The organism is Streptomyces beijiangensis, from assembly GCF_017315755.1.
In the GTDB taxonomy this organism is placed as follows: Bacteria; Actinomycetota; Actinomycetes; order Streptomycetales; family Streptomycetaceae; genus Streptomyces; species Streptomyces beijiangensis.
This window is the reverse complement of the sequence record NZ_JAFLRJ010000442.1, coordinates 1-1,471: the sequence shown is the minus strand read 5'-3', so window position 1 is coordinate 1,471 and position 1,471 is coordinate 1. Positions and strand designations below refer to the sequence as shown.

At 69.4% G+C, this 1,471-nt stretch carries 2 protein-coding genes; both read left to right on the top strand.

Annotation, left to right across the window (positions count from 1 at the left end):
- The first annotated feature begins 38 nt into the window (after window positions 1-38).
- On the top strand, window positions 39-317 hold the full coding sequence (locus J0695_RS33975) for a MoaD/ThiS family protein (protein ID WP_206968618.1): 279 nt from the start codon (window positions 39-41) through the stop codon (window positions 315-317).
- Window positions 318-322: 5 nt separating this feature from the next.
- A complete protein-coding gene (locus tag J0695_RS33970) occupies window positions 323-1,273 on the top strand; it encodes a PLP-dependent cysteine synthase family protein (protein ID WP_206968617.1) in 951 nt (316 codons plus the stop codon).
- Window positions 1,274-1,471: the final 198 nt, after the last annotated feature.

Sequence of the window (1,471 nt, the reverse complement as noted above, 5' to 3'; positions counted from 1 at the left end):
CCCCCGCCTTCCCCTCTCCTCCCGACTGGAGCCCAGCCATGGCCATCGAGGTCCGCATCCCGACCATCCTCCGCACCTACACCGACGGCGCCAAGGCCGTCGAGGGCAGCGGAGCCACTCTCGCCGACCTCCTCGCCGACCTCGAAACCCGGCACAACGGCATCCAGGCACGCATCGTCGACGGCGAGCAGCTGCGCCGCTTCGTCAACGTCTACCTGAACGACGAGGACGTCCGCTTCCTCGACGGCATCTCCACCAAGCTCACCGACGGCGACAACGTCACGATCCTCCCGGCCGTGGCCGGCGGCATGGTCTGAGCCCGATGCGCTACGACAGCTCGCTGGCAGCCGTAGGAAACACCCCGCTGGTCCGCCTGCCGCGCCTCTCCCCGTCGGACGACGTCCGCATCTGGGCCAAGCTGGAGGACCGCAACCCCACAGGATCGATCAAGGACCGCCCCGCGCTCCACATGGTCGAACAGGCGGAGAAGGACGGCCGCCTGACCCCGGGCTGCACCATCCTGGAGCCCACCAGCGGCAACACCGGCATCTCCCTGGCCATGGCGGCGAAGCTCAAGGGCTACAACATCGTCTGCGTCATGCCGGAGAACACCTCCCAGGAGCGCCGCGACCTGCTGACCATGTGGGGGGCGACGATCGTTCCGTCCCCCGCGGCGGGCGGCTCCAACACGGCGGTACGCGTCGCCAAGGAAATGGCCGCCGAGAACCCGTCCTGGGTCATGCTCTACCAGTACGGAAACCCGGACAACGCGGGCGCCCACTACGCCACCACAGGCCCGGAGATCCTCACCGACCTCCCCTCGATCACCCACTTCGTGGCGGGCCTGGGCACCACGGGCACGCTCATGGGCGTGGGCCGCTACCTCCGCGAGAACGTCCCCGGCATCAAGATCGTCGCAGCCGAGCCGCGCTACGACGACCTGGTCTACGGACTGCGCAACCTCGACGAGGGCTTCGTCCCCGAGCTGTACGACGCCTCGGTCCTCACCACCCGCTTCTCCGTCGGCTCGGCCGACGCGGTCACGCGCACCCGCGAACTCCTCCAGCAGGAGGGGATCTTCGCCGGGGTCTCCACGGGGGCGGCGCTGCATGCGGCGATCGGGGTCGGCAAGAAGGCGGTCGCGGCGGGCGAGACGGCGGACATCGTCTTCGTGGTCGCTGACGGCGGCTGGAAGTACCTGTCGACGGGCGTCTACACGGCCGCCACAACGGAGGCGGCAATCGAAACGCTCCAGGGCCAACTCTGGGCGTAACGCGGCTGCGCCGCGCTGGGGGCGCTGCCCCCAGCCCCCTGCTCCTCAATCGCCGGAGGGGCTTGAATTTGCCCGATGAGGGCTTGGATCTGCGGGCTGGGCTCGCGTGCGCGGGGCGTGTGCCGCACCTTTAGTCCCGCACCAGGCACATCAAGCCCGTCCGGCGATTGAGGACAAGCGGCCGAAGGTCGCTTACGG

Bases quoted from the DNA above. Each gene is read 5' to 3' on its own strand.
- J0695_RS33975 (WP_206968618.1), top strand. From the start codon at position 39: ATGGCCATCGAGGTCCGCATCCCGACCATCCTCCGCACCTACACCGAC.
- J0695_RS33970 (WP_206968617.1), top strand. From the start codon at position 323: ATGCGCTACGACAGCTCGCTGGCAGCCGTAGGAAACACCCCGCTGGTC.